Genomic DNA, 4,752 nt, shown 5'->3' on the forward strand with positions numbered 1-4,752 from the left:
ATTGATTGTATTGCTGACAATGAACTATGTTCGTAACCTTCGTAAAAGCTATTCGCTTTTTCTCGCTTATTCCTCAGCAGAGCTTGTTTCCTCTTCCAATCAATGTGCGAAATATAAGCATTTTTTATCAATTATAAAAGTACCATTTTTTACCACATTGCCCTTTTTTAGGCAGGAAGCTATAAACTATCTGCCTTTCGCCAATCTTCAAATTCTCAAATTTTCAAACTTCTAATCTCCATAAATTCCTCCTCTAAACTACAATACATTCAGCGTTTGTTCTTTAATTCGCTCCAGTTCATCTTTCATTTTTACCACGAGTTTTTGAATTTCGGTATGATTAGCTTTAGAGCCTAAAGTATTGATTTCTCTTCCCATTTCCTGAGCAATAAAACCTAATTTTTTACCATTGCCTTGCTTTTCTTGCATTACTTCATGGAAATAGTCCAAATGCTGAGCGAGGCGAACTTTCTCTTCAGAAATGTCTAATTTCTCCGCCAAGTAAGCCATCTCTTGATAAAACCTAGTTTCATCTACTTTATCATATTCTTGGAGTGCTTGGAGGTATTTTTCTTTAATATTTACCATTCTTTCTGCTTCATAAGGCTCTACCGCTGTAAGATGATTTCTGATGGCATCTACACATTTTATAAAATCATCACGGAGTACTTCTCCTTCTATTTTTCTAAAACCAATGATTTTTTCTACCGCCCCATGAACAAGATTCATCAAAAAAACGCCTTCTTCTTCGGTCAGCTCATCGGGTTTTGCAGAAATAGCATCGGGAAAACGAACCGCCATTTTCAGATATTCAAAATCGGGTCCGTCATCAGCACATTCTTTCAGTACATTCATATAAGCCTTAATGAGCGGCTGATTGATTTTCACTTCTCCTTGTTCAGAAATAATTTCACAACCTATGAAACACTCTACTTTCCCTCTCAGCAAATTTTCATTCAGCTTTTTACGAATATCAAACTCTTTCTCTTTGTATCGTAAAGGAATACGCGTATTAAGATCAAAAGTTTTACTATTCAGCGATTTTATTTCTACGGTAATTTTCTTCCCGTCATATACCCCCTCGCTTCTTCCGAAGCCTGTCATAGATAATATCATAACCAATTTATAGTGACCACAAAAGTAGCAAAAAAGAAATGAAAAGCCAACTGGCAAAAACGAAAGACATGAAACATTTAGATAACAGATTCTATGTCTAAAAGACACCCAAAATACAAGATATCCATTTCTCCTCTTTAAAGAAGTACAATAACTGGCGTGTTTATCTTTCTCACCAAATTCGTTACATTTGCCAAAAAAATAAAGAATGAAAAAGCTATTGGGAGAAACGCTCATCTATGGTGCTGGGGCTATTTTACCAAGAATCATCACTTTTATTCTCAATCCTATTTTAGTCTATTACATTCGGCCGGAAGATTTTGCGGTATTTACCAATCTTTATGCTTGGATTGCGTACATCAATGTAATACTTACTTTCGGTTTTGAGACATCTTTTTTTAGATTCTCCGCTGATGAAACTTCCAAAGAAAAAACATTCCACACTTCTTTTTGGTTTGTATTTTTAATCGCCGCTTCTTTCTTACTTATGGTATTGTTTTTCAGCAACCCTATTGCTACATTAATGCAATACCAAGACCATCCTGAATACCTCCGTTGGTTTGCGTGGATTGCTTTTTTAGATGCCATCACCGTGATTCCTTTTGCATGGCTTCGGTTTCATAATAAACCTGTGGTCTATTCCGCTATTCGCTTAGCTTCGGTATTGGTACATTCTGTACTTTTAGTAGCACTCTTCATGTGGATTCCTAGAGAATTTTCACAAAGCGTAGGACTGAAAAATACGGTTTCTTATCCATTTATCACCAATCTTTTAGGTAGCATTACCGCAGTAGTTTTGCTTTTTCCCGTGCTTAGAAAAATCCGACTGACTTTTGATACCTCGCTCTTACGAAAGATGCTGAGCTATTCATGGCCTATTGTGGTAGCAGGTTTGGCATTTCAAGTGAATGAAAACTGGGACAAACTGGTACAAATTTATCAAATCCCCGCCGCGGAAGCAGGTGCCTATGGTGGATGTTATAAACTTGCTGTACTGATGACGCTCTTCGTTACCGCCTACAGAATGGGCGTAGAACCCTACTTTTTTAAACAAATGAAAGCAAAAGACGCCAAAGAAAAATACGCCACAGTAACCGAATTTTTCACACTTTTCGCTGCTGTGGTTGCCATGGGCGTCATCGCTAATATTGAATGGCTGAAAATACTTTTCATCCGAGATTCTAGTTATTGGATAGCAATGGACATCGTGCCTATCATTATCATTGCCAATTTATTTTTTGGAATTTACTACAACCTTTCCACTTGGTACAAAGTAACGGATAGAACTTGGTTCGGGACGATATTCTCCTGCATTGGAGCTTTGATCACCATTATATTACATGCTGTCTTCCTCAAAGAGTATGGCTTTATAGTTTCTGCTTGGGCTACCTTTGTTGCTTATCTAGTAATGATGATAGGCTCCTATTTTTTAGGACAAAAGTACTACCCTATCCCTTATTCGGTAAAGAAAATACTGATAATACTCAGTGTTTTAATTCTTTTCAGCTATTTATCTTATTCCGTTTTCGATGCTAATATCTGGATAGGCAACCTTTTCTTCCTGCTCTTTCTCATAGGCATAACGCTAAACGAAAGGAAAATGCTACGGCAGCTTATGAAAAAACGATAACTAATCAGTTGTATAATGATTTTAGATGTGAGAAATTAGAAATTAGAAATTAAAGGTTAGAAAGCTAAAAGGCTAAAAATAGAAGCCCACTGCTAGCAGCCAAAAGCTATAAACTGATAAAAAAGCCCTATCAGAACTACAACTCTGATAGGGCAAAGTAAAATTTATTGAATTAATTTTTCTAATCTCTCAAGCCTCTGCTTTAAATCTGCAATCTCTGCATCTTTAGCTCTCAATGCTTCTGCTTGTTGCTTATTCACTTTGTCTTGCTCTATGCTATGCAAATAAAGCTCTTCTATTTTCTCCACATTGGTCAGCTGCGTTTCCATTAAATCTACATATCCTTGTGCCTTAATAGTCTCCGCAGATTTATACCTTGGTAAGTGTCCATTAGTTTTTACAAAATCTTCTACTTGGCTTAGGGATTTGAAGTTATAATCTGTCTTAATGGACGAAGTTCCTGTATAGTACTTTTGGAATACATAATCTGGGAAGATAGTAGCGCCATTGGTACCCATAAATGAAGACGCATGTACTTTACCATCATCTAAAATACTAACCACATTTGAACGAGTAGAGCCATCCGAATTTACAGCAAGTTTAATGGAATTGTTAGTAACATCTTCCGTCCATAAGCTGGCTAATGTAGTTACATCTGTAGTACCTATTTTTAACACTCCATTCGCATCTGCATACACATGACGATTACCTGTACTTGCTAAAGAAGATGACTTAATATTACCTGCTACATCGAGTTTTTCAGATGGGGTTGTAGTACCTATACCTAGTTTTCCTTGTAGATAATTAGTTTTAGTAACCCCTTCAATATAAACTCCATATGGATTAGCTACATTATTAGGATTTGAAGCCGCATGAAAATCATAATATTCCTGAATATTACCGCCAAAATCTGCTCTACTAATATTAGTTCTGTACGCATAATATTTCTCTATTTGAGTAGAAGAATCTTGACTTAAAATTAAATCCGATTGAACACCTGATAAACTTTTTATATTTGAATTATTAACAACAGAAGAGACACTTATCCCTCTTGCGTTTGGTATCTGAGTTTTAGAATTCAAATGATTAACTAATTGAATACCTCTCACACTTTTTACTTCTTCTATTTCTCGAGATAAATTATTCGATATTTCTACACCTAATATTGTTTCATAAGCTACTTTTGCGCTCGCATTTGTAGCAAATTGCCCTGCAGTCATTTTTCCTGTTATAGGAGCACCTCCATTTTCCGCATTATTAGCAGCAGCAGTTATACCTGTAAGTATTTTTACTGGTTTTGAACTATCTGTGAAACGAATTAATCCTTGAAAGCGACCTCCATAAATAGATTCGGCTTGAGAGTCATACTGCATAAACCCTGCCCCATTTACACCTCTTATCTCTTTAGCAAATGCTCCATTCTCAGAAACACTAGCGTCTCCCCATAAACCTGCTACAATATCAGCAGTTGCCCCTGAACTATTACTTGCCCCTGAATAAAGACCTCTAATATGTTTATAACTTCCCATAGTTCCTCTAGATAAATTTGCTCCTATTGAAACTCCTTGTATCAAATTTGCCTCTCCAACAACTTCACTATCTGTACTAATATCTACAGATAATCCATTATATTTCTTATCATTTCCTCCCTGTGCATTTTCAATGTGTTCTTTTCTTACTTGAGAAATGATATTATTAAAGGTATATAATTCTTGATTGCTTGTATAATCATGAGTGTTAGATGTTAAAGGAAGTATAGTACTGTTTTGCAAAATAACATTTCCCCCTTTCCCTCTAGGAGTATCCTTAAATACTACTCTATCCTGAGAGTCTTTAAATTTAGTCCAATCTACTCCTCCTTGATTGATATAAGTTCTTCCGTTATCTAATATTTCAAAAAGATTAGATGTTGCACCATCTTTTGCTCTTTTTGCATGAATCGCATCTGTTCCGTTATATACCCATTCCCCACTATTTACATCACTCCCCGCTTTCACCCACTCGGT

At 36.0% G+C, this 4,752-nt stretch carries 3 protein-coding genes and 1 pseudogene; 2 read left to right on the forward strand and 2 right to left on the reverse strand.

Annotation, left to right across the window (positions count from 1 at the left end; genetic code table 11):
- A partial coding sequence (locus HMPREF9699_RS11370) for a hypothetical protein (protein ID WP_221399085.1) occupies positions 1-235 on the forward strand: 235 nt, incomplete at its 5' end.
- Between the two features lie 23 nt (positions 236-258).
- On the opposite strand, the gene HMPREF9699_RS00535 is transcribed toward HMPREF9699_RS11370, so the two are convergent.
- The gene (locus tag HMPREF9699_RS00535; RefSeq protein WP_002661484.1) at positions 259-1,116 is read right to left on the reverse strand and encodes a YicC/YloC family endoribonuclease; all 858 of its coding nucleotides are present in this window, start codon (positions 1,114-1,116) and stop codon (positions 259-261) included.
- A gap of 208 nt (positions 1,117-1,324) precedes the next feature.
- Here HMPREF9699_RS00535 and HMPREF9699_RS00540 point away from each other — a divergent pair, with 208 nt between their 5' ends.
- Positions 1,325-2,746, forward strand: a complete 1,422-nt coding sequence (locus HMPREF9699_RS00540) for a lipopolysaccharide biosynthesis protein (RefSeq protein WP_002661486.1) — start codon at positions 1,325-1,327, stop codon at positions 2,744-2,746.
- Positions 2,747-2,910: 164 nt separating this feature from the next.
- Here HMPREF9699_RS00540 and HMPREF9699_RS00545 read toward each other — a convergent pair.
- A pseudogene (locus tag HMPREF9699_RS00545) lies at positions 2,911-4,752 on the reverse strand (hypothetical protein); the annotation flags it as partial.

This window comes from Bergeyella zoohelcum ATCC 43767, from assembly GCF_000301075.1.
In the GTDB taxonomy this organism is placed as follows: domain Bacteria; phylum Bacteroidota; class Bacteroidia; order Flavobacteriales; family Weeksellaceae; genus Bergeyella; species Bergeyella zoohelcum.